Source organism: Pseudoduganella chitinolytica (assembly GCF_029028125.1).
Taxonomy (GTDB): Bacteria; Pseudomonadota; Gammaproteobacteria; order Burkholderiales; family Burkholderiaceae_D; genus Rugamonas; species Rugamonas chitinolytica.
In genome coordinates this window covers 804076-830501 of the sequence record NZ_CP119083.1, presented here as the reverse complement: position 1 = coordinate 830501, position 26426 = coordinate 804076, and the positions used below count along the sequence as shown (strand labels likewise).

General features: G+C 68.7%; 17 protein-coding genes. 10 read left to right on the top strand and 7 right to left on the bottom strand.

Translation table 11 applies throughout. From position 1 onward, the window contains the following. Positions 1-11: 11 nt before the first annotated feature. On the top strand, positions 12-359 hold the full coding sequence (locus tag PX653_RS03710) for a group III truncated hemoglobin (protein ID WP_277416580.1): 348 nt from the start codon (positions 12-14) through the stop codon (positions 357-359). Positions 360-371: 12 nt separating this feature from the next. Here PX653_RS03710 and PX653_RS03705 read toward each other — a convergent pair whose 3' ends face one another. Beyond that, positions 372-2624 (bottom strand): TonB-dependent receptor, encoded by a 2253-nt coding sequence (locus PX653_RS03705; protein ID WP_277416579.1) that lies wholly within the window; start codon positions 2622-2624, stop codon positions 372-374. Positions 2625-2916: 292 nt separating this feature from the next. On the opposite strand from PX653_RS03705, the gene PX653_RS03700 reads away from it, so the two are divergent. The 6 genes from PX653_RS03700 (at position 2917) to PX653_RS03675 (ending at position 14353) form a co-directional block, all read left to right on the top strand. After that, a complete protein-coding gene (locus PX653_RS03700) occupies positions 2917-5148 on the top strand; it encodes a TonB-dependent receptor (RefSeq protein WP_277416578.1) in 2232 nt (743 codons plus the stop codon). A 214-nt stretch (positions 5149-5362) separates the two neighbouring features. Further along, entirely contained in the window at positions 5363-6181 is an 819-nt protein-coding gene (locus PX653_RS03695; protein WP_277416577.1) for a carotenoid biosynthesis protein, read from the top strand. Continuing rightward, entirely contained in the window at positions 6181-7545 is a 1365-nt protein-coding gene (locus PX653_RS03690) for an oxygenase MpaB family protein (protein WP_277416576.1), read from the top strand. The genes PX653_RS03695 and PX653_RS03690 overlap by 1 nt, the downstream gene beginning before the upstream one ends. After that, positions 7542-11030, top strand: a complete 3489-nt coding sequence (locus PX653_RS03685) for a hybrid sensor histidine kinase/response regulator (protein ID WP_277416575.1) — start codon at positions 7542-7544, stop codon at positions 11028-11030. The genes PX653_RS03690 and PX653_RS03685 overlap by 4 nt, the downstream gene beginning before the upstream one ends. Continuing rightward, the gene (locus PX653_RS03680) at positions 11027-11932 is read left to right on the top strand and encodes a diguanylate cyclase domain-containing protein (RefSeq protein WP_277416574.1); all 906 of its coding nucleotides are present in this window, start codon (positions 11027-11029) and stop codon (positions 11930-11932) included. The genes PX653_RS03685 and PX653_RS03680 overlap by 4 nt, the downstream gene beginning before the upstream one ends. 63 nt (positions 11933-11995) lie before the next feature. Beyond that, a complete protein-coding gene (locus PX653_RS03675) occupies positions 11996-14353 on the top strand; it encodes a DNA polymerase II (protein WP_277416573.1) in 2358 nt (785 codons plus the stop codon). Positions 14354-14505: 152 nt separating this feature from the next. Here the strand turns inward: PX653_RS03675 and PX653_RS03670 are convergent, their stop codons facing one another. The 3 genes from PX653_RS03670 to PX653_RS03660 all read right to left on the bottom strand — a co-directional run bounded on the left by PX653_RS03670 (position 14506) and on the right by PX653_RS03660 (position 19957). After that, positions 14506-16152, bottom strand: coding sequence for a GH35 family beta-galactosidase (locus PX653_RS03670; protein ID WP_277416572.1), 1647 nt, complete (start codon positions 16150-16152; stop codon positions 14506-14508). Continuing rightward, positions 16152-19256 (bottom strand): TonB-dependent receptor, encoded by a 3105-nt coding sequence (locus PX653_RS03665; protein ID WP_277416571.1) that lies wholly within the window; start codon positions 19254-19256, stop codon positions 16152-16154. Before PX653_RS03665 ends, PX653_RS03670 begins: the two co-directional genes overlap by 1 nt. A 314-nt stretch (positions 19257-19570) precedes the next feature. Continuing rightward, a complete protein-coding gene (locus PX653_RS03660) occupies positions 19571-19957 on the bottom strand; it encodes a cupin domain-containing protein (protein WP_277416570.1) in 387 nt (128 codons plus the stop codon). Between the two features lie 185 nt (positions 19958-20142). Between PX653_RS03660 and PX653_RS03655 the strand changes: the two genes are divergently transcribed. Together PX653_RS03655 and PX653_RS03650 are read left to right on the top strand one after the other, a co-directional pair. After that, on the top strand, positions 20143-20982 hold the full coding sequence (locus tag PX653_RS03655) for an alpha/beta fold hydrolase (RefSeq protein WP_277416569.1): 840 nt from the start codon (positions 20143-20145) through the stop codon (positions 20980-20982). A gap of 164 nt (positions 20983-21146) precedes the next feature. Then, positions 21147-21860 carry a YoaK family protein gene (locus PX653_RS03650; RefSeq protein ID WP_277416568.1) on the top strand — a complete coding sequence of 238 codons (714 nt, stop codon included), beginning with the start codon at positions 21147-21149 and terminating at the stop codon, positions 21858-21860. A gap of 6 nt (positions 21861-21866) precedes the next feature. On the opposite strand, the gene PX653_RS03645 is transcribed toward PX653_RS03650, so the two are convergent. Continuing rightward, on the bottom strand, positions 21867-22439 hold the full coding sequence (locus tag PX653_RS03645; protein WP_277416567.1) for a TMEM175 family protein: 573 nt from the start codon (positions 22437-22439) through the stop codon (positions 21867-21869). A 107-nt stretch (positions 22440-22546) separates the two neighbouring features. Continuing rightward, a complete protein-coding gene (locus PX653_RS03640) occupies positions 22547-23653 on the bottom strand; it encodes an AMP-binding protein (RefSeq protein WP_277416566.1) in 1107 nt (368 codons plus the stop codon). Between the two features lie 221 nt (positions 23654-23874). Here PX653_RS03640 and PX653_RS03635 point away from each other — a divergent pair, with 221 nt between their 5' ends. Beyond that, a complete protein-coding gene (locus PX653_RS03635; protein ID WP_277416565.1) occupies positions 23875-25179 on the top strand; it encodes a TonB family protein in 1305 nt (434 codons plus the stop codon). Here the strand turns inward: PX653_RS03635 and PX653_RS03630 are convergent. Further along, positions 25169-26419: a DUF2264 domain-containing protein gene (locus tag PX653_RS03630; RefSeq protein WP_277416564.1), complete on the bottom strand. Its 1251-nt coding sequence runs from the start codon at positions 26417-26419 to the stop codon at positions 25169-25171. The two genes, PX653_RS03635 and PX653_RS03630, sit on opposite strands and share 11 nt — an antisense overlap. Between the last annotated feature and the right edge of the window lie 7 nt (positions 26420-26426).

The window sequence follows — 26426 nt, the reverse complement described above, 5'->3', positions numbered from 1 at the left end:
TCAGCCGCCTTGTGCATGAATTCTACGCCGACGTGCGCCGCGATCCATTGCTGGCCGCCGCGTTCGGCCCGCGCATCGGCGAGGACTGGGAGCCCCACCTCGCCTGCATGGTCGCGTTCTGGAGCGACGTGATGTTGGGCGTCAAGGGCTTCCAGGGCAATGTCTACGGCAAGCACATGACGTTGGACGGGATCACGCCGGCGCACTTCCAGCGTTGGCTGGATCTCTTCGACGCGACCGCGCGGCAACTGTTCGAGCGGCCGGTGGCCGACGAGTTGCTGCTGGTCGCGCAGCGGATCGCGGCCAGCCTGCAGTACGGCTTTTTCGGCAAGGTCGAGGTGGCCGGACCGTCCGCGTGACCGCTTTCGCCGTTACAACTTCCCGGACAGCGTGAAGAACACCTGCCGCGGCGCCCCGGACATCAAGGTCATCGACGTGCCCTGCGGGTCGGCCGCCGAGAAGCCGTTCGAGCCGATCGTGCCGAAGTAGCGCTTGTCGAACAGGTTCGTCACGTTCACCTGCGCCGTCACCTCTTTCAGCATGGCGACGCTGCCCAGCTTGTAGCCCGCCGACAGGTTGGCTACCGTGAACGACGGCACCGAGCGGTCGTTGCTGTACGTGTAGTAGCGCTTGTCCGTGTACTTCGCGCCCAGGCGGGCGAACAGGCCGTTGACCTCGTACGCCAGCTCCGTGTTGAACATCTTCTTCGGCGCGTCCACGACCTGCTTGCCGCTGACGGCCACCAGCTTGCCGTTGTCGGTGTAGTCGGATTTGTACTGCGAGTCGTTGTAGGTGAAGGTGTTGAACCAGCTGAAGCCGCGGTCGATCTTCCACACGGCCAGCGCTTCCAGCCCTCGTGTCTCGACCTTGCCCACGTTGGCGACCGTGCCGGCGCAGCCGACGATGCCGGCGCAGGTGGCGATGCCCAGCTGGCGGTCCTTGAAGTCCGTGTAGTAGACGGCGATGGAGCCCTGGATGGCGTCGCGCTTGAAGCGCAACCCCAGGTCGAACGTGTTCGACGTTTCCGGCTTCAGGTCGCCGATCGACAGCGCATAGCCGGCGCGCGTCTGCGAGAACGGCCCGTTGACGCCCGGCTGGTAAGAACGCATGTTCTTGGCGCCGGAAGCGAACAGCTCGTCGCTCTTCGACAGCTGGTACGTCACGCCGACCTGCGGCAGGAACGTATTCTTCGCCGTGATGGCACCGTCGGCGCGGTCGCCGCTGATCGTATGGGCGTCGATCTCCACCTTCGGGCTCTTGAAGCCGGCGTTGATCTTCAGGCGGCCGTCCAGCAGCGCGACCGTGTCCTGCAGGTAGAACTGGCGCGTGTCCGTCACGAACGACTGACGGAAGCCCGTGCTCATCGGGTCGCGCAGGAAATCGTCGATATAGCGGCCGTCCGTCGCCGCATAGAAGTTGCGGGTCAGGACGTGCTTGTTGCGCTCGGCCCAGAAGCCCGCGTTCAATGTGTGCATGCCCGCTTCCCACGTCACGTCCGCCAGCACGCCGTTGCGGCTGATGGTGTACTCGGTGGTGCGGATCGAGATCGGCACGGCGGCCGACGTGGGCGTGTACGGCGTGTACCAGTGGCCCTGGCCTTCGTTGCCGTGGTGGTAGCCCGTCACCTTGGCCGCCAGGTTCGGCGCCAGGTTCATCTCCAGCGCCACGCCTGCCAGCTTGTCCTTGCGCAGGCCCTGGCCCAGGTAGTAGGCGTCGTCCAGGCTGTTGACGGCGCCGCGGTAGATCCCCTTGGCCGCGTCGACGGCGCGCTGCCAGTCCGGGTAGTAATTGTCCCAGTCCATGCCCAGGCGCGCCGCGCTTTCCAGCGACAGGTCCTGGTAGTCGACCTCGCGCCGGTCGGAGTAGTTGAAGAAGGCCGACAGCGTGTGCTCGCCCAGCTGCTGCTCGACGCGGCTGTTGAACTGGTCCTGGTCCTGCGGGCCGGCGCCCTTCCATTTTTCGGCGCGCATGCGCGTGCCGCTGACGTAGATCTTGGTGCCGGTGCCGAACGTGCCGCTGTCGAAGCGGATGAAGGTGCGCGCCGTGTCGTCGCTGCCCAGCGTCTGCGCGGCCGTCAGCGCCTGCTCGTTGGCGGGCCCCAGCGTGACGAACTGCACGGTGCCGCCCAGGTTGCTGGTCGAGGCGGTGCCGAGCGCGCCCGCGCCCTGCGAGACGACGACGCGACCGATGTTCTCCGACGACAGCGCGCGCGAGATGTGCAGGCCGTTGTTGTTCCCGTAGCTCATGTCGCCCAGCGGGATGTCGTCCAGGGTAAAGCCCAGCTGGTTCTGGTTGAAGCCACGGATGGAGAAGCGCGTCGACCATTCGTAGCTGCCGAACGGGTCGGCCGACTGGAAGCTGACGCCTGGCAGCTTCTCCAGCGTCTTCAGGGGGCTGGTGCCGGGGGTGGCCTGCTGCAGGTCGGCGCGCGACACGTTCTGCACCTGGCGCGACTGGCCGCTGCCCGTGACTTCCACCACCGCGATCGGCGCACCGGCCGGATCGAGCGGCGCGGCGGCGCCGTCGGCGGCGTGGGCCACGTGGGCAACCACGGCCAACGCCTGCAGCACGCACAGGCACAAGGGTTTCAAATTGATATGGACGGGGCGGCGGTTCGCGAACATCGAAGTCTTTCTGAAAAAAGATGAAAATCGGGCATATCGAAAACTCAACTGCGCGGATGGTAATGACCAGTTATGACGCGCCAATGACATCGGCGCCGGCGCCCGACAGTGGCCCGCAGGCGACAAACCCAGGGTCGAATTGACAAAAGTGCCCTGGAGATACTGCCTGCCGGTTACACGAACTGTTAGACTCCAAGGCTGCATCGATGCCGCCGCAACAATTCCAATAACCCCGATACGGCGTGGCGGCTGCCCGTCCGGGTGCTGCCGTATTTGCTCAGAGAAAGTCCATATGATCGATCGTCGGGTTCGGCCGAACCGCCACCTGCTTGCCGCGTGCATCGCGGCCCTCTGCTCCGACCTGGCCCTTGCCCAGGCCAATCCCGAGCTGCCGGAAGTCGTCGTCACGGCGCAGCGCACCAGGTCGGTGGAATCGAAGACGCCCGTCGCCATGTCCGTCGTGTCGGGCGAGCGGCTGCAAGCGGCCGGCCTGGACAGCCCCGCCCTGCTGGGCGAGCGGCTGCCGAACGTACGGCTCGACAACAGCTACGACGGCCTGCGCATCACGATGCGCGGCGTGACCAGCGCCGATACCACCGACAAGGGCGATCCGTCGGCCGCGTTCATGATGGACGGGATCTATATCGCCCGGCCGCAGAACCAGAACCTGGCGTTCTACGACATCGATCGCGTCGAGGTCCTGCGCGGCCCGCAAGGCACGCTGTACGGCCGCAATACGACGGCGGGTGCCGTCAACGTGATCACCAACGCCCCCACCGACCGGCTGGAGGGCATGGTGGCCGTGGAGGTGGGCAACCACAACACCCGCAAGGGCACGGCGATGGTCAACGTGCCGGTCAGCCCGGCGCTGGCGATCCGCGCGGCCGCCGCGTTCAATCGCCACGACAGCTTCCTGACCAATGCGCAAGGGACGCCGCACACGCTGGGCCAGGACCGCGACGACTGGTCCGCACGCCTGTCGGCCCGGCTCGCGTTCAGCAACACGGCCTCGCTGCTGCTGCGGCTCGATCACAGCACGGTGCGCGACAACGTCGACGTGTTCGTCCCCGACACCAATTTCTACCGCGCCATCGAGACCGGCACGCCAGTGTGGCGCGGCAGCGACCGCAACGCGCAGCTGACCAACGCCTTCGTGCCGCCGAATACCGTGCCGGAGCAAGGCCATGGCCGCAAGAGCACGTCCGGCGTCGGCGCCGAACTGAAATGGGACCTGGGCCCCGTCAGCCTGTTCTGGCTGGGATCGCACCGCCAGTTCGCCAACGACTTCCTGACCAATTACTACTACCGGGCCGTGCCCACCTTCGCCATCGGCGTGCACCAGGGCTTCGCGGGCGACTATCGCCAGGACTCGCACGAGCTGCGCGTGGCGACCAACGGCAGCGGCCCCCTGACGGCGCAGGCAGGCGTCTACTGGTTCCGCGAGCGCTCCGATACGCTGTACACGTTCCGCGACCTGGAGCCGCTGGGCCTGCCGCCCTACTACGTGTTCCCGACCGGTCCGACCGAGGCGCGCAGCAAGGCCGTGTTCGGCCAGGCCACGTATGCCGTGCTGCCGTGGCTGCGCGCCACGCTGGGCGCGCGCTGGACGGAGGACGACAAGACACGGGTGGGCTCGACCAACTTCCAGCAGGGCGCCGTGTTCAACCCGGCCACCGACCTGCAGCTGCTCAATGCCGCCGCCCTGACCACCCACAAGACCACGTGGCGCGCCGGCATTGATGCGGACGTGGCGCCGAACACGATGGCCTACGTCACCGTCTCGACCGGCTACAAGGCCGGCGGCTTCAACGACGGCTGCCTGGCCGGCACGCGCCAGCTGGGCATCGAGTGCCCGGCGCCGGTAGCCGTGGCGGCCGGCACGCTGTTCTACCAGCCGGAGACGTTGCGCTCCATCGAGGCCGGCGTCAAGACGCGCTTCTGGGACAAGCGCGCCAGCCTGAACCTGGCCGTGTTCGACTACGACTACAAGAACCTGCAGCTGTCCGGCGTGGCGATGGTGATGGGCGCGCCGCGCTACGTCACCCGCAATGCCGGCAAGGCCAGCGTGCGCGGGCTGGAAGCCGACGGCGCCGTCAACGTGGTACCGGGCGGGCGCCTGACGTACGCGCTGACGCTGCTGGACGCGCACTACGACGAGTACGTGCCGGATGGCGTGCACTCGTGGGCCGGCCGCAAGCTGGACCGCGCGCCGTCGCACACGGTCACGCTGGGCTACGAGCACCGCTTCCCGTTGGGCCAGGGCGAGCTGACGGCGGGCGCCAACGTGCGCCGCAGCGCCAGCTACGTCATCGGCGTGCCGACGCAGCAGCTGGAGTACCGGGTGCCGTCGTACACGAGCAGCGACGCGCACGTGCGCTACCAGCCGGGCGGCGCGCCGTGGAGCGTGCTGGCGCGCGTGCGCAACATCGAGGACAAGGTGCGGCCGCTGACGGTCGACAGCTTCGGCATGAGCGTGCCGAGCGAGCCGCGAGTGTTCGAGGTGCGGGGCGAGTACCGGTTCTGATCGCCCGGGGTCCGTCCCCGCACGGGGACGGACCCTGAAGTTCAGGGGGTCCGTCCAAACGCTGCCGGACTCCAGGGTCGGTCCCGTAGGGACAGACCCTGGCCCCCCGGCCCGCAAATGTAGCAAAGCCGTACAAAGTCAATACAAAACGTCGCGGCGATCTGGCCGACAATGTGGCCCGCGCCGCACGTTAATATCGATACAGGGATCCGGGATGAACCGACTGCTGACCAAACTGCCTCTTCTCAACTATGCGCTGGCCCTCGTGCTGGCGGCCGTGCTGCTCACGCGCGGCCAGTCGGACACCACGGCGCTGCTGATCGTCAGCTCCATCGTCATGTTCGCGGTCTGCTGGAGCAGCGCGATCCACCTGCTGGGCGGGCGCGCGGCGCTGCATTTCGTGCTGATCGCCGTGGTCTGCGGCTGGGCGGCCGAGCAGTTGGGCTCCTCGTATGGCTGGTTCTTCGGCAGCTATACCTACACCGACGTGCTCGGTCCGACCCTGGGCGACGTCCCCATCGTCATCCCGCTGATGTGGTTCGCGCTGACCTACATCGCCTACGTGATCTCCAACCTGATCGTCTGGCAGGCGCCCAGCGACGGCATTGCGCCGCTGGCGCAGGACATCGGGATGTCGCTGCTGGCGGCGATGATCGTCACCGCCTACGACCTGGGCGCCGACCCGTACATGGTGTTCGTGCTGGAGGCCTGGATCATGGAGATGAAGGACGGCTGGTGGTTCGGCGAAACCGTGCAGGGCTTCGCCGGCTGGATGTTCGTGTCGTTCGTCATCGTGTTCCTGTTCCGCCTGTCGCTGCGCCGTCGCGCGCCGCTCGCCGCGCTGCCCGCCAGCCGCCGCCACGTGCTGGTGCCGCTGTTCATCTATGGCGCCAACATGGCGTTCCAGATGGCCGCCGGCTACCCGGTCGAGACCCGCACCATCGCCTTCTTCGCGATGGGCATCCCGCTGCTGTCGGCGCTGTGCGGCTATGCGCGCTGGCAGCGTCCCCTGACCGCGCAGGGAGAATTGTGATGGGCGCCGCGCCGCTGCAGGCGCTGGCCACGTCGCCGGAGCTGCGCGGCGACCCGCTGGCCGACGATACCATCGCCCGTGTCATCGACGCGTGCGACGCGCCATCCGGCCCGTGGACCGCGATCGGCATCGTCAACCGCGAACTGGCGCGCTGGCAGACCAACGCCGACCTGAAGGACTGGCGCGCGAGCGCGGGCACGCCGCCCGCCGTCGCCGCCGCGCTGGAAGCCTACGTGCGCGCCGGCAGTGCCCTGCCCGACTGGGCTGAGGAGGCAAAGATCGGCCGTGCCGAGACGCTGTTCATGGAGATGAGCATGGTGTCGTGCGCCCTGCTGTTCTGCGCCAGCCTGCCCGAGTGCTACGTGTTGCCGGACCTGGCGGGGGTACTGCACACGGCCGGCCAGCTGGAACAGCATACCGACTACCGGGTGCGCAGCACCGCGGCGATGATCTTTCCCGTCATGATGCAGGGCGGCCTGACGACGCCGGCCGGCGGCGGCGTCGCCCAGGTATTGAAGGTGCGCCTGATCCACGCCACCATCCGGCACCTGATCCTGCGTACCAATCCGGCACGTGTCGTGGCCGGCAACGAACGCCCCGTGATCGCGGCACGGCGCATGCATGGCCAGGGCCTGTACGACACGCTGTATGCGAACGGCTGGGACATCGCCCGCCACGGCCTGCCGTGCAACCAGCAGGAACTGTCCTATACGCTGCTGACCTTCCACTACGTGTTCCTGCGCGGCCTGCATGGCCTCGGCATCCCGTTCGAACCGGAGGACGAGGAAGCGTACCTGCACGCCTGGAACGTGATGGGCCACGTGCTGGGCATCGAGCGCGCGCTGATGCCGGCTTCGATGGCCGAGGCCAAGGCGCTGTTCCACGAGTTGCAACAGCGCGGCCGCACGCAGTCCTGGCTGCCCGACCCGCGCCCCGGCCTGGGCAATGCGCTGATGAACATGATGGCCAACGAGATCCCGCTGCCGTCGTTCAAGTCGTTCCCCGTGCTGCTGACGCGCCACCTGTGCGGCGGCGCCACCGCCAAGGACCTGGGGCTGAACCGCCGCGTGGGGCTGCCCACGTGGGTGGCCTTCCTCGCCACGATGGGCATCACGCGCAGCGTCGACTGGATCGTGCGACGCTTCGTGCCGCAGTTCTCGCTGTGCCGCATGGTTACGCGCGCGGTCGGCTATCGCCTCACGGTTCGTATGCTGATGGACGAGACGCGGCCGCTGAAATTGCCCGTGACACTGCTGAACCAGGTCAATCACGCTGTCCACTCATGGGAGCGCGACCCGAAAGCGCCGCGCTGGGTCAACCGGCTCGAGGCGAAGCTGGCCGGCCGCCAGCAGGAAACGGCATGAGCGGCGCCGCCGCGCGCCGTCCGCGTACCGTTCTCGTCACGCTCCTGTGCGTCCTGTGTTGCCTGCTGGGCGCATTGCTGGCCGCACGGCCCGTCATGGCGGCGCCGCTGGCGGTCGACCCGAACCAGGGCGTCATCGATGCCTGGCCCGCGCTGACCGTGCTGGAGGACCCGCGCGGCGAACTGACGCCGGCGCAGGCGCTGGCCGCCGTGGACCGCTTCACGGCGCCGCGCACGGCCAACGCGACGCTGGGCGTCGAGCCGCATCTCGTGTGGCTGCGCATCCCCGTCACGGTGTCGCCCGGCGTCGACGCGCACCGGGTGCTGGCGATCGACTACGCGCTGCTGAACCGGGTCGACGTCTACCTGGCCACGGGCAACCGCATCGTGGCCCATCCGCCCACGGGCAACCTGCTGCCGGCCGGCCAGCGCGGCTTGTCCAGCCGTGTGCCGGCTGTCTCGCTGCACCTGACACCAGGGGCCAGCCATGTGATCCTGGTGCGGGCGCAGACGTCCGCGCCGATCCTGCTGCCGATCCAGCTGTACACCCCGGAAGCGTTCCATGCGGCCGCGCTGGACGAGCATATGCTGCAAGGCCTGATGCTGGGCCTGGGCGTGTGCCTGCTGCTGTACAGCCTGGCCCAGTGGGCCAACCTGCGCGAGCCCCTGTTCGGCAAGTACGCCCTGCTGGTCGGCGGCCTGACGCTGTACTCGGCCGACTTCTTCGGTATCGGCGCCCAGTACCTGTGGCCCGGCAACCTGTGGATGACGCAGCATGCGGGCGGGCTGCTGTCGCTGGCCGCGTCCTGCGGGGCCTACCTGTTCGTGCAGCAGGCGCTGGCGCGCCCGGGCATGGACCGCATCTACAGCCGCCTGATGCACATCGGCGCGGGCCTGTGCGTGGTCACGGCGGTGGCGTTCGCCGCCGACGCGATCGACGTCGAGACGCTGGTGCTGTTCATCAGCACCCTGGGCATCATGCCGATGCTGCTTGGCCTGCCGAAGGCCTTCAGCCGGGCCCGCCGCGGCGACACCGTCGGCAGCTATTTCCTGGTGGGCTGGTCGATCAGCTTCGTTTCGTCCGTGCTGCTGACGCTCGTCTTCAAGGGCCTGCTGGGCGCGAACTTCTGGACCATGCACGCGCTGCAGTTCGGCAGCACCATCGACATGCTGCTGTTCATGCGCATCCTGGGCCTGCGTACCAAGGCCATGCAGAACGCCATGCTGCGCGCGGAGGAAGCCACGCGCATGAAATCGGACTTCCTGGCCAACATGAGCCACGAGATCCGCACGCCGATGAACGCCATCATCGGCATGAGCCGGCTGGCCCTGATGGCCGACCCCAGTCCGAAACAGCGCAACTACCTGGACAAGATCCTGGGCGCCGGCGAACACCTGCTGGGCATCATCAACGATATCCTCGACTTCTCGAAGATCGAGGCGGGCAAGCTGGTGCTGGAAGCCGTACCGTTCGACCTGAACGAGCTGTTCGACCACCTGTCCAACCTGACGGCCATCAAGACGGACGCGCGCCGCGTGGAGCTGGTGTTCCGGGTCGGCCGCGGTATCCCGGGCCGGCTGGTGGGCGACCCGCTGCGCCTGGGCCAGGTGCTGATCAACCTGACCAACAACGCCGTCAAGTTCACCGAGGAAGGCGAGATCGTCGTTGCGGTGAGCGTCGTGCAGCGCGCCCCCGGCACGGTGGTGCTGCGCTTCTCCATCACGGACACGGGCATCGGCATGAACGAGGAACAACTGGCACGGCTGTTCCAGTCGTTCAGCCAGGCCGACGCGTCGATCACGCGCAAGTATGGCGGCACGGGCCTCGGCCTGTCGATCTCGCAGCAGCTGGTGGAACTGATGGGGGGCCGGATCAAGGTCGCCAGCACGCCCGGTACGGGCAGCCAGTTTGCGTTTACCGTGCCGTTGGGCGTGGCCGATCCGGGCCAGCAGCCCGTGACGCCATCGGCGCCGCTGCACAATGCCCGCGTCATGGTGGTGGACGACAGCGCCACCGCGCGCGAGGCGCTGGTGGAAATGCTGGGCTCACTGGGCGTGCACGCCACCGGCATCGATTCCGGCGAGGCCGCGTTGGCCGAGCTGGCGGCCGCCATGCTGGCCGGGAATCCCTACCAGGTCGTGCTGATGGACTACATGATGCCGGGCTGGGATGGCGTCGAGACGATCCGCCGCATCCGTGCCGACCGTCGTTTCGCCGCGCCGCCCGCCATCCTGATGATCAGCGCGGCCACGCGCGACGCCGTGCTCCAGCAGGAAGGCCTGGTGCCGATGAGCGGCTTCCTGCACAAGCCGGTGGGCCCCGCCCTGCTGTACCACACCTTGCTGCAGGTGTTGCGGCCGGACCTGGCGGAGCCGGGCGACGTGGTGCCGGGCCGGTTCGCGTCGGCCCGGACCGACCTGTCGCGCCTGGACGGCGCCCGCATCCTGCTGGTCGAGGACAACGCCAACAACCGCGAAGTGGCGCTGGACTTCCTGGCCGCCGCACGCATGCAGGTGGACGTGGCCGTGCATGGCGCCGATGCCGTGCGCATGGTGGCCGAGGGCGACTACGACCTGGTGCTGATGGACATCCAGATGCACGTGATGGACGGCCTCACGGCCACCCGCGAGATCCGCGCCACCGTGGATGCGCGCGCGCTGCCTATCGTCGCCATGACGGCGCATGCGATGGCGGGCGACCGCGAACGCAGCCTCGCGGCCGGCATGAACGATCACATCACGAAGCCGATCGACCCGGATCAGCTGTTCCGCACTCTGCTGAAATGGATACCGCCGGGCCGCCTGGCCGGGCGCAGCCTGGCGGGGCCACCGGCGGCGGACCTGCCCGATGCGGGCGCCACGGCGGAACTGCCCGTCATCGACGGCGTCGACTGGGCCCGCGCGGGCACCGGCGGCGCGCAGTGGCAGGCCCGCCTGTTCAAGCGCATCCGCAGCTTCCGGCGCGAGTACGACGGCGCCGCGCGGCAGGCGCGCGATGCGGTGGCCGCCGGCACGCCCGCAACCCTGCAGGGGCTGGCACACAACCTGAAGGCCAGCGCGGCCTATATCGGGGCCTGGCGCGTGGCCGGCCTGGCGGACCGGCTGGAGCAGGAACTGCGCGGTGCGGCGCGCGTCGAGCGCGCGCTGGCGCTGGCCGATGAACTGGCCGCCGCGCTGGAAGCCCTGCTGGACGGCCTGGCGCGGGCGGAGACGCAGGAGAAAGCGCCACCCCAGGCTGCATCGGCGGCACCGGCGCAGGTGGACGCTGGCGAGCTGATCCGGCTGCTGGCCGGCTACCTGCGCAGCGACGACGCCAGGGCCGAGGATGCCGTGCAGGTGCTGCAGGCACTGCTGGCGGACAGCCCGCACGGCGGCCTGGTGGCCACCGTTGCGCGCGCCGTCGACGACATCGAATATGATGCGGCACTGGCGCCGTTGGCCGCGCTGGCGCAGGCGCTGGAAGTCAACATGGAAGAAAACGCATGACTGGTGTGGAAACGCAGAAGGTGCTGATCGCGGACGATGATCCGATCAACCGGCAGGTACTGGCGGAGCTGTTGAAGCCGGAGTACACGGTGCTGCTGGCCAAGAACGGCGAGCAGGCGCTGGAACGGGCTGCCCGCCATACCCCCGACCTGATGCTGCTGGACGTGATGATGCCGGACCTGGACGGTTTCGAGGTGCTGCGCCGCCTGCGCGCCGATCCCGTCACGGCGGGCATCGCGATCATCTTCATCTCCGGCCTGGACCGGCCCGAGGACGAGGCCAACGGCCTCAAGATGGGCGCGGCCGACTACATCGCCAAGCCGTTCAACGCCACCGTCGTCATGGCCCGCGTGGCGCTGCACCTGCAGGTGGTGCGCCAGCAGCGCCTGCTGGCGCACCTCGCGCACGTGGACGCACTGACCGGCCTGGCCAACCGCCGCCGCTTCGACGAGTCGTTCGCCGCCGAATGGCAGCGTGCGCGCGACAACGGTGCGCCGTTGTCGCTGGCGTTGGCCGACATCGACAGCTTCAAGCAATACAACGACCATTACGGCCACCCGGCAGGCGACCGCGCCCTGCGCGCCGTGGCCCGCGCAGCCGCAGCGGTCGCGCATCGCCCCGGCCATGTCGCCGCCCGCTACGGCGGCGAAGAGCTGGTGCTGCTGATGCCCGAGACCGACGCCGCGCTGGCGCGGCAGGTGCTGCGCGAACTTGCCGACACGCTCGCCGAGCTGGCGATCCCCCATGCCGCGGCCGTGGCCGCGCCCGTGCTGACGATCAGCGCGGGCGGCGCCACCCTGCTGCCGGGCGAAACCGCTGCCGACCTGTTCGCGGCGGCCGACGCGCACCTGTACCGTGCCAAGCAGACGGGCCGCAACCGGGTCGAGTGGCGCGCGGGCTGAGCACTGGCCGGCCAGGGGCCGGATGTTCTACACTACCGGCTTTCAGCAGCATGAGAGCAGCGCTTGACCACCCCACCCCAGGGTTTCCTCCTGACCCGCCACTGGCGCGACACGGAGGCCGGCACGGAAGTCGACTTCTGGCTGGCCACCGATGACGGCCCGCGCCACCTGCGCCTGCCGCCGCAGCCGTCGGTCGCCTTCGTGCCGGCCGAACAGGAGGCGATGGCGCAGGCCGTGCTGCGCGGCCAGCCCGGTTGGGAACTGCGCCCCCTGGCGCTGCAGGACTTCCGCCATCGCCCCGTGCTGGGCCTGTACTGCCGCCAGTACCGCCAGTTGCTGAAGCTGGAGAAGCGCCTGCGCGAGCATGGCGTGGACGTGTACGAGGCGGACGTCCGCCCACCCGAGCGCTACCTGATGGAACGCTTCATCACGGCACCCGTCACGTTCGGCGGCACTGCGCACGGCGACCTGCTGGCCGACGCACAACTGAAACCGGCCAACGGCTACCGGCCGCGCCTGCGCCTGTGCTCACTCGACATCGAAACCACCGCACATGGCGAGCTGTATTCGATTGCCGTGGAGGGCTGCGGTGCACGCAACGTCTACATGCTGGGAGAGCGGGCCAGCGGCGCGGCGGACGTCGACTTCGAGCTGGAATACTGCGCCACCCGGCCCCTGCTGCTGGAACGCCTGAACGAGTGGATCGCCCGGCACGACCCGGACGCCATCATCGGCTGGAACGTGGTGCAGTTCGACCTGCGCGTGCTGCGCCAGCACGCGGAACAATACGGCATCCCGCTGCGCCTGGGCCGCGACGGCAGCGTCATGGAATGGCGCGAGCACGGCCGCCAGCAGCACTATTTCGCGGCGGCGGCCGGCCGCCTGATCGTCGACGGCATCGAGGCGCTGCGCTCGGCCACGTGGAGCTTCCCGTCGTTCAGCCTGGAGCACGTGGCGCAGGCGCTGCTGGGCGAAGGCAAGGCGATCGACAATCCCTACGACCGGATGGCCGAGATCGACCGCCTGTTCGCCGAGGACAAGCCGGCCCTGGCCCGCTACAACCTGAAGGACTGCGAGCTGGTGACGCGCATCTTCGCGCATACCCAACTGCTGGAATTCCTGCTGGAGCGGGCCAGTGTGACGGGGCTGGCGGCCGACCGCAGCGGCGGCTCGGTGGCCGCGTTCGAGCACCTGTACATGCCGCTGATGCACCGCCAGGGCTTCGTGGCGCCGAACCTGGGCGACGTGCCGAACGAGGACAGCCCGGGCGGCTTCGTGATGGATTCGCGCTCCGGCCTGTACGACTCCGTGCTGGTATTGGACTACAAGAGCCTGTATCCGTCCATCATCCGCACGTTCCTGATCGACCCGGTCGGCCTGGTCGAGGGCCTGCGCCTGCCGGCGCAAGCAACCGTGCCGGGCTTTCGCGGCGCGCGCTTCGCCCGGGAGCGCCACTGCCTGCCCGCCATCGTCGGCACCATCTGGCAGGGCCGCGAGGCGGCCAAGCGCGAACGCAACGCCCCGCTGTCGCAGGCGCTGAAGATCATCATGAACGCGTTCTACGGCGTGCTCGGATCGTCCGGCTGCCGCTTCTTCGATCCGCGCCTGGCCTCGTCGATCACGATGCGGGGACACGAGATCATGCACCGCACGCGCGAGCTGATCGAGGCGCAGGGCTATCCTGTCATCTATGGCGACACGGATTCCACGTTCGTCTGGCTCAAGCGCGGCCACGACGCGGACGAGGCCGATGCCATCGGCCGGGCGCTGGTGGCGCACATCAACGACTGGTGGTGCACGCACCTGCAGGCCGAGTACGGGCTGGCCAGCGCGCTGGAGTTGCAGTACGAAACCCACTACCGGCGCTTCCTGATGCCCACCGTGCGCGATTCCGACGAGGGCAGCAAGAAGCGCTACGCCGGCCTGGTGGTGCGCCCGGACGGCAGCGAGCACGTGGTCTACAAGGGGCTGGAGACGGTGCGCACGGACTGGACGCCGCTGGCCCAGCAGTTCCAGCAGGCGCTGTACCTGCGCATCTTCAAGGGCGAGCCGTACCGCGACTACGTGCGCGACTACACGGAGCGCATGCTGCGCGGCGAACTGGACGAGCTGCTGGTCTACCGCAAGCGGCTGCGCCGCCCGCTCGACGAGTACGAGCGCAACGTGCCGCCGCACGTGCGCGCCGCGCGCGTGGCGGACGAGTACAACGCCACCCAGGGCCGGCCGCTGCAGTACCAGAACCGGGGCTGGATCCGGTATGTGATGACGACTGCCGGGCCGGAGCCGCTGGAGACGCGGCGCGGGTCGATCGACTACGCCCATTACCTGGAACGGCAGCTGCAGCCGGTGGCCGATGCGATCCTGCCGTTCCTGGGCGACAGCTTTACGCTGCTGACGAGCCGGCAACGGACGCTGTTTTGAGCCGTCCGCAGCGGCCAGCACAAGCGCCTCCGGGAACCAACGAGCAGTGGCTGGGGTCTGTCCTCGCAGGGGACTGACCCCGAAGTTTGCGGGCGTTTTGTTGGCGCAGAGAAAGTTCAGGGTCAGGGTCCCCTGGTGTTTCGCGCGCCGATTCACCGGAACCTGTACAGCTTCACCTTCTGCACCGCGAACGCCTGGCCCGGCAGCCGGATATGCCGGCCCTGGTGCGTCTCGTCGCCGTTCAGCCAGCGCCCTTCCCGCCACTTGCCGTCGACAAAGCTGCCCTCCGTGGCCTGTTCGATGCCCACGCCTTCGCCCGCCCCGGCCGGGCTCCGGAAGGTGACGGTCAGGCCGCGTCCGGCCACCAGGAACTCGTCCGCCGCTGTCTGGATCACGAGGCCGCCGCGGGTGTCGTACTCGGCGCTCTCGGTCTTGCCCCACTGGTTGGCGAAGCTGACGTCCAGCAGGTAGCCGCCCAGCGCCACCTGCACGTTGTTCGTCTCGACCACGCCGTCGTACGACACGTTGGGCCGGAAACCGCGCATGCGGCCGTGGCCCTGCGCGGCCAGGATCGCCGGCGCCAGTTGCTTGAGCAGGGCGTAGGCGCCCGGCAGCACGTCGGCGGCGGCATCGCGGATGTTTTCGATGGCGAACGGCGAGAAGCCGATGGCATCGAGTTCGCCGATGGCCCAGAACGCGTTGGCACCCAGGTCGGCGCGCCCGGCGCGGTTGGCCTCCGGGACGAACAGCGGATTGTCCGGCCGCTTGAACTGGCGCGCCCAGTGCGTGAAATTGGGGAAGTAGGTGTCGATGGCCAGGATGTCGATGGCCGGGCCGGCCGCCTTCCACACGTCGAACAGGTGCGGCAGCGGTCCCGCGCTGGGATACTCGCCGGGCTTCCTGCCGGGCCGGTTCAGCGCCACGTTGACGAACATCGGCAGCGGATACTCGGCCTTGCCGGCGGCCGCCAGCGCATCGGCGAACGTCGCGTAGTGCCAGGCCTGGAACACTTCCTCCGCTTCGATGGACGTGCCGAACACCTCGCTCCACGTGCCTGCCTGGCGTGCGCCCTGGCCCTCCCACAGGGTGCGCACGTAGGGATGCAGCGTGGCGCGGCGCTCCTGCAGGTAGCGCAGCAGCACGGCTGGCACCTGCTCGCGCAGCGCGGCATTGGCCAGGGCGCCGTGGTCGCGCGCGTCCGGCAGCATGCCGATCTCGTTCTCGACCTGCACCATCAATACGGTGCGCTGCGGATCGACCTGGCGCAGGTGGCGCAGCAATGCCGCGAACGCCGCCTTGTCGGCCGCCAAGGTGGCGGCGGCGAACGGCGTCAGGATGTCCTGCGGCTCGCCGGCCTTGTTGCGGGCGCGGGGAAAGCGCGCGTTGTCCTTCTTGACCCAGGCCGGCACGTAGGTCGACATCGAGTTCTTCCACGCGCCGAACCACAGCAGCACGAGGCGCGTGTCGTGCTCGCGCGCCTGCTTGAGCATCCCGTCCAGCACCGTGAAGTCGAACTTGCCCTCGACCGGCTCGACCTGGTCCCACTCGACCGGCGCCAGCAAGGTATTCAACCCCGTGGCCTTCAGTTGCGGCCACAGCTTTTTCAGATAAGGCAGGCTCGATGCCGACGAGTTGTACAGCTCCCCGCCCAGGACCAGGTACGGCTTGCCGTCGACGATCAGCTGCTGCGTCGGACGCTCGCCACCGCTGGTGCGCAGCGTGGGAATCGGCGTCTCCGCTGCCGCCGTGCTGGCGCAGCACAGCGCCAGCAGCAGCGCGGCGGCCATGCGCGCCTTCATCAGAACTTCATCCGCAGGCCGAGGGCGAACGTGCGGCCCGGGTCGTACTGCGACATCGTCGCGTTGGCGAACTGGAAGTAGCCGCGGCGCTTGGCCCGGTTCAGGTTGACGACGTCGAACGTCAGCACGGGCAGGCCGTCGCGGTCGAAGATCTGGTCCAGCTCGAAACTGGACGAGAAGTCGAGCTGCTTGTAGTCGTCGCCGTACAGCGCGGCCGCCGTGATGCCGCTCTGGTTGGCCGTCGCCACCTGGCTGCCTTGCGAGTAGGTGTGCATGAAGCGCACCATGTAGCCCTTGTTCTCGTAGTAGATGCCGAAGTTGTTGGTCTTCTTCGGCACGCCCAGGGCGATGAAGCCGCTGCTGCCCTCGCCGCTGGCGCGCTGGTTGATGAGGGTCAGCGTCTCGTTGAAGCCGAAGCCGCGCCATGGCAGCCATTTGTCGAGCGGCTGCACCCAGCCCAGCTCCAGGCCGCGGATGCGCAGGATGCCGTCCGCGTTGCGCGGTCGCGTCATGACGACGGTGGCGTTCTCGGGGCCGCCGCGCGAATCGATCGCCAGCTGCTGCGTGGGGATCAGGGTGCCGTAGTTGATGCCGTACGGCGCCAGCGCGGAGAACGGCATCGTGATGTTCTCGTTGACGGTAAAGCCGTTGATGCGCTTCTGGAACGCCGTCAGGGAGATGTAGCCTTCGCGGCCCGTGTACCAGTCCAGCCCCAGGTCGATATTGTCGGACAGGTAGGGCTTGAGTTCCGGGTTGCCCATCGTGCCCACGTCGGCCGACACGCCCGAGAAGTTGATGCCGGGCCGCAGCGCGTTCGGGTCCACCCGCGTCATGCTGCGCGAGGCGGCGGCGCGCAGCACGACGTCCTTGCGCACGTCCACGGCCACGGTGGCCGACGGCAGCGTGTTGCTGTAGTCCGACTCGCGGTACACCCACTGGCTGATGTTCGGGTACTTGCTGCCGTTCAGGGTCAGGCTGGCATTGCGGGGATCCGGCAGCGAGTTCAGGGAACCCACCTGCTGGTTGGTGCGGAGGTAGCGCACGCCGCCGTTCCAGCGCAACGGAAAGCCCGCCAGCACGGCCTCGCCGCTGGCTTCCAGGTAGACGGCCTTCGACTTCTCGCGGATATAACCGGCGCTGGCGCCCGTGGACGAGGCGCCGGAATCGGGCGCCGTGCCGTTGTAGTAGTCGAAGTTGGAGTCCTGGCGGAAGCGGTCCCAGTCCAGCGCCAGCCGGCCATAGGGCCCGGGCACCAGGTAGCCCGGCAGTGCGCTCGTCGGGATCAGCGAGCCCTGGTAGGTCAGCGCCGCGTTGTGGCCGGCCGTGTAGCCGGTGCCATAGCCGGGATACAGCGCGGCCGCGCTGGCGCCCGGCGTGCTGGCGCCATTGCAGGGCGGCGCGCCGTTCGGGCCTTGCAGGAAGACGGTCGGGTTGTTGCCGCACACGGCGGCCTGCCAGGCGGCCGAATTGTCCTGGGCGCGGATGGTGCGGTCGATGTCGTCCCAGGCCACGCCGCCCTTGACCGTCAGCGCCTTGTCGCCCCAGGCCAGGTTGGCATGGAAGCCCTTGGTCTCGGTCTCGCGCAGCTCGTTCTGGATGTTGACCCGTCCGCCCGTCCACTGGTAGCTGGCCGGATCGTTCAGGTCCAGGCTGGAGACGATCGACGGCACGCCGCCGTCGTTGGCATACGTGACGGTATTGCCGCTGTTGGGCGCCGTGATGGGCATGACGGTGGGCGCCTGGTGCGTGAAGCGGCTGCGGTTCCAGTTGGCCTGGGCGTCCAGTGCCAGCTTCGGCGCGATCTGCCATGCCATGCCCGGGTTGATGCCCAGGAGGTCCACCTTGTCGCGGCGTGGGCCGAATTCGATGAAGTTGAGCGCGTTGGCGAATGTGCCGGACGTGACCACGCAGCCGTTGGCGCAATCGGTGCGGTCCACCTGCAGGTTGAGCGGAATCGACGCGTTGTTGCGCACCGCCCAGGTATAGGCGTTGCGCTGCATGTCGTCGTCCTTCTTGCTGTACATCGTGTCCAGGTAGAACTGCAGGTCCTGGGTCGGCCGGTATTCGGCCGCGAAGACCGTCGAGATCTTGTCGCGCGTACCGTAGTACTCCATCGTGCGGCCCAGTCGCGGCACGATGGCGTTATCGATCTGGTCGATGGAGAAGCCCGGGTTGCGCGACAGCAGGAAGGCCTGGTCGATGGCGCTGCCGGCGACCAGGCCGTTGCCGGCGTTGTCGGGAACGGTGGCGGGGATCGTCCAGTTGCCGCCGCCCGTCGCGTTGCGGGTGGGCGAAGCGCTTTGCGCCGCCGTCAGGTTCGGATTGGTCCAGCCCACCGTCTCGAAGCCGCGCGTGCGGGCCTGCTGGCGCGAGAACGAGATGCCGCCCAGGATGCCGAACTTGCCGCCCCACGTCTGGCTGGCCAGCAGGGAGCCACGCATGCCGGCCTTGTCGGCGATCTGCTGTTTCGTGCCCGTCAGGCTGGCCGACAGCTGGCGCCCTTCCTTGTCGAACGGACGCGCGCTGCGCAGGTTGACGACGCCGGCGGCGCCGCCCTCGATCATGCCGGCCGTGGGGCTCTTGCTGACGGTGAGCTTGGTGAACAGGTCCGTGGGCAGCAGGTCCAGGTCCACCTCGCGGTTGGTGTTGGCGCCGTCGATCGGGCCGGACGACGCGACGGCCACCGGCGAATTGTTCAGCAGGATCTTGGTAAAGCTGGAACCGAGGCCGCGGATCTGGATCGTCATGCCCTCGCCCGTCACGTCGCGTCCCACCTGCACGCCGGGTACCCGGCTCAAGGATTCAGCGAGGTTCTTGTCGGGGAATTTACCGAAGTCCTCGGCATTGATGGAGTCCTGGAAGCCGACGGCCTCCTTCTTGTCCTTGGCGGACGACAGCAGGCTGTTGCGGTAGCCGGTGACCCTGACGGTCTGCACGGCGGCGTCGTTGGTAGCGGTACCGTCACCGGCCGCGGAAGGAGCCGCGACCGGGTTTTCCTGGCCGTAGGCCTGGGCGATGAGGCCGGCCATGACGGTCAGCCCGAATGCGACACGGATACGCTGGCGACGGGCGCGCGCGCCGCCTCCCTGATGGTTCTGCAGCATGGTCGTCTCCTGTTTTTCTATCTGGCGGCGGCGTCCCTCCATGTCGGCCGGGGGTAACGCGGCGATTTGAGTGTAGGAGTGGGCAAATGCAAAGTCAACATCTTTTAACATCGAATGTTATGCGCAACCATTAGCGCACGTGTGATGATGCATGGTGTCATGCGGCGACGTGTTGGACGGGGTTTGTAGCCTGGATCAGAGGGGGAACGCAGGCTTGCGAGACGATGATATACGTAACCATCGGGACACCACGGCGGCGCGCGCCGCCGTGGCGAAAATCGCACAGCCGGGCGGCCGTGCGGGTGTGCGGGTCATCAGTGGCCGTGCTGCGCTTCGTATTCGTCCGCCTCGGCCTTGGTCAGGTGGACGGTGCCGTCCGGATGCTCAGGCGGCGTGTACAGCGTGTACAGGTGCAGCAGCTCGTCCTGCGACGTGTTGATGACGTTGTGCTTCGTGCCGGCCGGGATGACGACGGCGACGCCGTCCTCCAGCTTGTGCTCCTCGCCATCCAGGATCGCGACGCCATGGCCGGACTCCACGCGGATGAACTGGTCGTGGCCTTCGTGGCGTTCCTCGCCGATGTCGTCGCCGGGTTGCAGTGCCATCACGACGAGCTGGCTGCGCTCGGTGGTGTACAGCACGTTGCGGAACGTGGTGTTCGCCAGGGTTTTTTGTTCAAGATTGATGCTGAAACCGGACATGGGATCTCCCTGCTGATAAAAATCGATACCGCCTTTGTACCACAGGCGCGCCGGCCTTGCCGGAACCGGGCGGACACCCACCCATACGGGGGAGGCGGGCGCCGGCCTTCGGTGCCGTAGACGGCGGGCCTGCCGGGTGCCGACAATGGCAAGGTCAATCCCCCTGTCACCGAAAGGACAAAGCCATGACGAGCAACCGCACCATCAATACCGTCACCGCGCGCGACGGCACGCTGATCCGCTACACCGACTGGGGCGACGGTCCCGCCGTCGTCTTCAGCCACGGCTGGCCGCTGCAGGGCGACGCCTGGGAAGACCAGATGATGTTCCTGGCCGAACACGGCTACCGCGTGATCGCGCACGACCGCCGCGGCCACGGCCTGTCCAGCAAACCCTGGCACGGCAACGACATGAACACGTACGCCGACGACCTGGCCACCCTGCTGGACGCGCTGGACATCACGAGCGCCATGCTGGTCGGCCACTCGACCGGCGGCGGCGAGGTAGCACGCTACATCGGCCGCCACGGGACCGGCCGCGTCACGCGCGCCGTGCTGGTGGGCGCCGTCACCCCGCAGATGCTGCAGGGCCCGAACAATCCGGAAGGCGTGCCGATGGAAGTCTTCGACGGCATCCGCGCCGGCGTGCAGGCCGACCGCGCCCAGTTCTTCAAGGACCTGACCCTGCCGTTCTATGGCTACAACCGGGAAGGCGCGAAGGAGTCGGCCGGCGTGCGCGAGACGTTCTGGCTGCAGGGCATGCAGTGCAGCATCCGCAGCGCCTACGCGTGCATCAAGCAGTTCTCCGAGACGGACTTCACGGAAGACCTGAAGAAGATGACGATCCCGACGCTGGTCGTGCACGGCGACGACGACCAGATCGTGCCGCTGGCCGCCACCGGCCGCCGCGCCGTGGAGCTGCTGCCGCAAGGCCGCCTGGTCGTCTACGAAGGCGCGCCGCACGGCCTGCCGACGACGCACAAGGACAAGCTGAACGCCGAACTGCTGGCCTTCCTGAAATCCTGACCCACCCTGCTGCCGGGCCCGTGTCCCACCCCGGGGTCAGTCACCAATTCGGGACACGGCCTCGGCAGTATCACGGCGGTTCAGCTGCCGAGCTCGTGTCCCGTTTGGGTGACTGACCCCGCGGTGGGACACGAGCTCATCCGTCTTGACCTCTGGAGTAGCTCATGATCGCAAGGCCCAGCGACCTGTTTCTCGCCATTAGCCTGGCCGCCCTGGCCGGCTATGTCGACACGGCCGGCTTTGTCGGCCTGTTCGGCCTGTTTACCGCCCACGTGACGGGCAACTTCGTCCTGATCGGGACGGAGCTGGGCCATCCCGGCGAAGGCGTGCTGCTGCTCAAGTTCCTCGCATTCCCGTCGTTCGCCGGCGGCGTGATCGGCGCGCGGCTGCTCGCCAATGCGTGCGAGCGGCGCGGCGCCAGCGCCATCCGGCCCCTGCTGTTGGCGCAACTGGTGCTGCTGGCGGGCTTCACGGCCGCCGCCATCGTCGGCAGCCCGCCGCTCGACCCCGGCGCGCCCATCGTACTGCTGGCCGGCATGCTGGGCGCCGCGGCGATGGGCATCCACAACGCGGCCGGCAAGCTCGTGTTCGGCCGCATCGCGCCCACCACCGTCATGACGGGCAATGTGACGGAGCTCCTGATCAACGTGACGGACTGCCTGACGGGCCACGGCAACCCGGCCGTGCGGGAGAAGCTGGCGCGCTTCGGCTGGCCCATGCTGGCGTTCGCGCTGGGCTGCATCCTGGGCGGCTGGGGCTTCCGCCAGGCCGGCTTCTGGTGCCTGCTGTTGCCGGTGGCGACGCTGGCGCTGTTGATGCTGTTGTCCTGGTCCGCGCCGGCGGCAGCGGTGCCGGCCACGCCGAAGCATGCCGGCTGAGGGGGCTTACGCCAGCCGCTTCTCGATGCGCCGGTCCGGGATGAACCACAGCAGCGCGACGCCGATATAGACGGCAAAGCCCAGCCACGGGTGGACCAACGCCAGCGCGATGCCGGCGGCGTACAGCACCGTGGACAGGCGCCCCTTGCCGTCCGAGCCGATGGCCTCGGCCAGCGCGCGGTTCTCGCGCTGGTGGCGCGTCAGGCAGCGCACCAGCAGTATGTAGGCGATGGAGCTCATGAAGAGGATGAAGCCATAGGCCGCGACGGGCACGGTGGCAAAGTGGTTCTCGCCCATCCAGCCCGTGACGAACGGGATCAGCGACAGCCAGAACAGGAGGTGCAGGTTGGCCCACAACACGCCGCCGCCGACGCCCTGCACGGCGTGCAGCAGGTGATGGTGGTTGTTCCAATAAATGCCGACGTACACGAAGCTCAGCACGTAACTGAGCAGCACCGGCCCCAGCGGCAGCAGCGCCTCCAGAATGACGCCGTGCGGCACCTTCAATTCCAGTACCATGATCGTGATGATGATGGCGATGACGCCGTCGCTGAATGCTTCCAACCTGGTTTTGCCCACGGGTTCCCTCATGCATGGCCCGGCATCCCGCCCCGGTGGCAGGACGATCCGGTCGCGCCGATGGTAGCCCGGCCACTGCCGCCGCGCCATGCCCCTTTCGTGGTGGTTCAGCCGTACTGCCGCGTATCGTGGGCGCGCCGCACGCGGTGCGCCAGTGCGCAGGCCAGCGCCGCGCTGGCACCGTAGCAGTGACGGATATCGACTTCCGTTTGCCGGTCCAGCACCGCGTGGAACGACGCCATGTCCGGCCGGGGGCCGACCGGCAGCAGGACCCGCAGGTCGGCCAGCGTGGCGGGGATCGCCGCGGCGCACGCGTCGAAGCGGCAGGTGGCAATGAACAGCACCGTGACGTCATGCCGGTACAGCGCCGCGGCCAGGCCGTCGTTGTCCATGTCGCCGGACAGGATCGCCACGCTGCCGCCCGCCAGCAACGGCCCCCACAGTTCCAGGGCCGCCACGTCCGCCGGGCTGCCGCCCGCGAAGGCGACGCAGTCGGTCGGGCCGAACTCGGCGTAGCCGTTGCGGGCCGCCAGCCGGGCCAAGGTGGCGTGCGGCAGGCCATGGCCCAGCGACTTGCCGCTGGATGCGGCTGGATACAGCATGCACGCGGGGGTGCCGGCCGGCGCTTCCACCCGCAAGTTGCGGCCATCGCCGGGCTGCCCTGCCCCGTTCACGGCCAGCACGGCCGGCCCGGCAGCCAGTTGCGGCAGGCGCGCGGCATCGGCCAGCACGGCCTGGGCGCCGCTGTCGGCCAGCACATGCGCCAGCCAGGCCGGCGGCGCCTGCGGATCGAGCGGCACGTGGGTGGCGCCGCATTTGACGATCGCCAGCGCCGCGGCCACCAGCCGCGCCGAGCGTTCCAGTAGCGTTGCCACCGCATCGCCGGGACGCACGCCCTGCCGGCGCAGCCGCCGTGCCAGCACGTTGGCCGCCGTGTTCAGCCGGCCGTAGCTCCAGTTGCCGTCGTCGGTGCGGATCGCGAGCGCGGCCGGCGCACGCGCCGCATGACGCTCGAACAGCCGGTGCACGCCGCCCGGCGCCGTCACGTCCGGCGATCCCGCCGCACGCGCGGCGGCGCGGCCGTGGCCACGTGACAGCAGCGCCACAGGCCCCCGGCTGGTCCGCATCCAGCGCGGTCCGGCGACAGACGAGCGTGCCGCCGGCAGGCCGAGGGCGGCGATGGCAATGGCGGGAAGTTGAACGAGCTGGTTCATGACGGTACCCCTATCCTGGCAGTCGGACCAACGGAATGCGGCCGGCGACAAATTCATTCTGCGCCCCTGGCGCGGGAAAAGCGCCCCCGGGGACAAAAAGGCCGTAACGAAAGACACGGGTTCGCACACCCGATACACTTTTCCGACATCTAGCCCTCCCAGCGCCGCTGGCGTGACAAAGTGTGTATTTGCGAGCTGCAATTTTCGGTTATCGTAGCGGCATGAAAACGCTTACTTTCCTGGCCGGCCTGCTGCTGGCCGGCGGCGCCCACGCCGCAGAGATCAATCTCGCCAACTCCCCCGACCCCGCCGGCCTGGCCATGACGCGCGACCTGAACGTCTGCGCCCTGCCCACCTGGCCCGGCGCCGCGCTGGCCCGTGGCGCCGAAGGCAAGACCACCGTGGCCGTGCAGGTCGACGGCGACGGCCGTGTCACTGCCAGCCGCGTCGACGTGTCGAGCGGCCACGAGGACCTGGACCAGGCCGCGCTGGCCGGCATCGCGAAGTGCCGCTTCCACGCGCTGGCGGCGGCAGCGGCCACCCCCGGGGCCTGGCGCCAGACGCAATTCGTCTGGTACCTGCCAGCGCCGCCGGAAAAACCGACGGCCGAGCTGATTGCCGCCGTGCGGGCGGCGGCCGACGGGGGCGCCGCCGCCGCCCAGATGGAGCTGGGCTGGTGGTACCAGTCCGGCCGGCTGGGCAGCATCGACCTGGCGCTGGCCGAACAGTGGTACCGCCGCGCCGCCGACAGCGGGGACGCGGCGGCGCAGATCCGTCTTGCCGACTTTTACATGAAGGCCGAGCCGTGGCGGCCGGACGAGGCCCTCGACTGGCTGCGCCGGGCCGCGCAGGCCGGCAGCGCGGAAGCGCAAACGCGGCTGGCCTGGATCTACGATACCGGAGCGGGTACCGCCCGCGACGACGACGAAGCGCTGTATTGGATCACCCAGGCCGCCGCCAGCGGCAAGCCGGAGTTCCAGGCGCGGCTCGGCAAGCGCTTGCTGCAGCGGGCCGACAACGATGCCGACCGGGCCCGTGGCGTCGAGTGGCTGGAGCGGGCGGCCGCGCAGGACCATGCGCTGGCCCGCCTGTTCCTGGCGGGCAGCTACGAACGGGGCATCGGGGTGCAACGCGACGAGCCGCGTGCCGCCGCGCTGTACCGTGCGGCGCTGGGCCAGACGGACGGCCGGGCCGAATTCGAACTGGCCGGCATGGTGGAGGAAGGCCGCGGCGTGCCGGCCGATCCGGCCGCTGCCGCGCAGCTCTTCCGTCAGGCGATGGAAGCGTCCTACCCGCCCGCGTTCGCGCGCTATGCCCGCATGCTGGAGACGGGCAGCGGCGTCGCCCGCGACGAAAGCAAGGCCATCGACCTTTACCTGCAGGCGGCCGACATGGGCGACTGCGAAGCGATGCGCTCGCTGGGCCGGCTGTACCGGCAGCGCGACAATGCGACGAAGCAGGCCTACGAATGGATCGGCCGCGCCATCTTCTGCAGCGGCCGGCGCGGGACCAACCTCAGTAGTTGACCGGGTAGTCCTTCGGGAAGCGCTGGCCGCCGTAGGCCTTCTTCTGCGTCCAGTCCTGGCCAGGCGCCGTCCAGTAGCTGTCGGTCGCGGGCAGGCCCAGTGCCAGCAGGCCGCTGGCGGCGATGTACATGCTGCCGTTGTTGGAATACCAGTCGCCCAGCTCGGGCTGGTGGCCACGGAAGCCGATCGTCAGGAAGCCGTCCTTCGTGAAATTGCCCGGTTCGTCCCAGATCATGCGGTGCACCGCATGCAGCGCGGCGCGTACCTGCCCTTCCGGCAGCGCGGGCGGCAGCTGCTTGCGCCAGGCCAGCAGCGCCAGCGGCTGGAACACGGCCGTCCGGTAGGTCAGCGAGCGGCCGATGGGCGGATACGTGCCTTGCGGGGAGACGAAGCGTTCCAGGTGTTCGCAGTAGCGCTGCATGCGTTTCGTCGCCTGCGCCAGCAGTTCCTCCGGCTTGCCGTTCCAGAACGGCCCCTTCTGCCGCACCAGCACTTCCAGCACCTCGACCAGCATCGGGTACATCACGTACGAGCAGTAGTAGTCGAAATGGAAGCTCTCGCCGTCCTTGATCCAGCCGTCGCCCACGTACCACTCGTTGATCTTGCGGATGGCGACGTTCATGCGCAGCGGGTCGGCCTCCTCGCCGATGGACAGCAGCCAGGCCTCGTTCATCGCGGCGAACAGCAGCCAGTTGATGTACGGTGGCTCGATGCGGCGCAGCCGCTTGATCTCGGCCACGATGCGGGCCTTGGTCGCCGCGTCGAGCGGCTCCCACAACGCCTTGGGCGCGCGCATCAGCGCGTTGGTGAAGTAGGCGGAATCGACCAGCGCCTGGCCGTGGCCGGACCAACGCAGGTAGTCGGGACTGGCCGGATCGACCGCATGCGTGTAGCTGGCCAGCGCCATCTGGCGCAGGCGCCGGCGCAGTTGCCCTTCCGCGCTGCCGTCCTCCGGCAATGCCAGCCAGGGCGCGATGCCGGCGATCAGGCGGCCGAAGCATTCCAGGTAGGCCACTGCCGGGTCCCGGCCGTCCCACGTGGGACTGAGCTCCAGCTTGAAGCGCTGTTTGAGCTGGCCCTGCGCCATCGGCGCCAGCACGGGTTCGGCCATCCGTTGCAGCAGCCGCAGCTGGTAGGCGCGGGCATCGCCGTGCGGCATGGTGGCGGCCCGCGCGTCGGCGCCCAGTCCCACTGCCGCCGGCGCCGCGGCCAGCGCGCGCATGAAATGTCGTCGTTCCATCATTGCT